This window comes from Streptomyces sp. NPDC034037, assembly GCF_055575715.1.
Genome location: NZ_JBVISC010000021.1, coordinates 1 through 2,128, shown reverse-complemented (window position 1 = coordinate 2,128; position 2,128 = coordinate 1). Strand labels below are relative to the sequence as shown.

Sequence of the window (2,128 nt, the reverse complement as noted above, 5' to 3'; positions counted from 1 at the left end):
AGTACCTGGGCCGCAATGACGATCAGGTCAAGATCCGTGGCTTCCGCATCGAGCTCGGGGAGATCGAAGCCGCCCTCGCCGGACACGAAGCGGTCCGCTCCTGCGTGGTCATGGCCCGCGAGGACCAGCCCGGCAACAAGCAGCTCGTCGCGTACGTCGTCCTGGAGGACGCGCACGCGAAGACGGACCTGCGCGCCGAGCTCGGGCGGCACGTCGAGCGCACGCTCCCCGAGTACATGGTCCCCAGCGCCTACATCGCCCTGGACACCCTGCCGCTGACCACCAACGGCAAGCTCGACCGCAAGGCCCTGCCGGCCCCCGCCATCGACGCCTACACCCAGCGCGCGTACGTGGCGCCGAGCACCCCCACCGAGCGGGCGCTCGCCGCGGTCTGGGCGGAGCTCCTCGGCTTCGACGAGGCCCGCGTCGGCGCCGACGACAACTTCTTCGAGCTCGGCGGCCATTCCCTGCTCATCACGGTCCTGGCGGCCAAGCTGAAGGAGCTGGGTCACGAGGTCTCGGTGCGCAGCATGTTCAGCAGCCCGACGCTGGCCCGCCTCGCGGAGGAGATCGACGGGGCGCGGGCCGACACCGACGTCACGGACGACGGCGTGCCGCCGAACCTGATCCCGCTCGGCTGCCCGCGCATCACCCCGGACATGCTGCCCCTGGTCGCGCTGACCCAGGAGCAGATCGACACGGTCGTCGCCACCGTGCCCGGCGGCGCGCCCAACGTCCAAGACGTCTATCCGCTGGCGCCCGCGCAGGAGGGCATCCTCTTCCACCACCTCCTCGACCCGGCCAACGACCCCTACCTGGTCTCCGTCCTCCTCGCCGCCGACGACGAAAAGGTGTGCGTCTCCTTCACGGAGGCGCTGCAGGCGTTGATCGACCGGCACGACGTGCTGCGCACCGCCGTGCTCACCGCCGACCTGCCCGAGCCCGTGCAGGTAGTGCACCGCACCGCCCGTCTGACGGTCGAGCGGACGCGCCTCGACGCCGGCATGGACGCCGAGGAGCAGGCGCGCGCCCTGCTGGACAGCCCCCGGCGCATGCGGGTCGACGGCGCACCCCTGCTGCGGCTCCTCGTCGCCGAGGACCCGCACTCCGAGCGGCGCTACATGCTCCTGAGCGCCCATCACCTCATCGAGGACGCCACGACACTGCGGCTCGTCCTGCAGGAGCTGGCGACCCACATGGCGGGCCGGGCCGCGCTGCTCAAGGCGCCCGCGCCGTACCGCGACTTCGTCGCCCACACCCTGCGCCAGACGACCGCCGACGACGGGGAGGCCCACTTCCGGGCCATGCTCGCGGACGTCACCGAGCCGACCACGCCGTTCGGTCTGACGGACGTGCACGGCGACGGCCACCGGTACCCGCAGTTGCGCCGCGCTCTGCCCGCCGACCTCACGGCCGAGGTGCGCGCCCAGGCCAAGCGGCTGCACATCAGCCCCGCCACCCTGTTCCACGCCGCGTGGGCGTGCGTCACGGCCGCGGCCGCCGGCAGCGACGACGTCGTGTTCGGAACCGTGATGTCCGGTCGCCTGCAGGGTGTTCCCGGTGTGGAGGGCATGCTCGGGAACTTCATCAACACCCTGCCGCTGCGGGTGCGCCTCGCGGATCGCTCCGTCAAGGACCTCGTCGCGGAGGTCGACGCCGGCCTGAAGGAGCTGATCGCCCGCGAGCAGAGCGCGCTGAGCCTGGCGCAGCGCTGCAGCGGCCTGGACGCCGACACCCCGTTGTTCAGCGCGGTGATCAACGTCCGGCACTTCGAGCCGGGCCACGGCGACACGACCGGGTCCGCGGTCGCGGGCCAGGGCATCCTCTGGCTGGCGGAGGCCGACGCGATCAACTACCCGCTGGTGGTCTCGCTCGACGACTTCGGCAGCGAACTCGCTCTGCACGTACGCGTGGACGACTCCGTACGGTGCGAGGCGCTCGTCGGATACGTCGAGACGGCGCTGTCCGGCATCGTCTCCGCCCTCGCCGCGGGCGACGGCGCCGCCACCGAGGCCCTTGACATCGACGTCCTGCCGGCCGCCGAGCGTCGGCGTGTGGTGGAGGAGTGGAACGAGGCTCCGGCCGGTCTGGTGGCACAGGAGCGGTGTGTGCATGAGTGGTTCGAGGG

At 71.9% G+C, this 2,128-nt stretch carries 1 protein-coding gene; it reads left to right on the top strand.

Annotated elements, in window-relative coordinates; genetic code table 11:
* Positions 1 to 2,128, top strand: a 2,128-nt coding sequence (locus ACZ516_RS33835; RefSeq protein ID WP_469013615.1) for a condensation domain-containing protein, incomplete at both ends; no start/stop codon positions are given.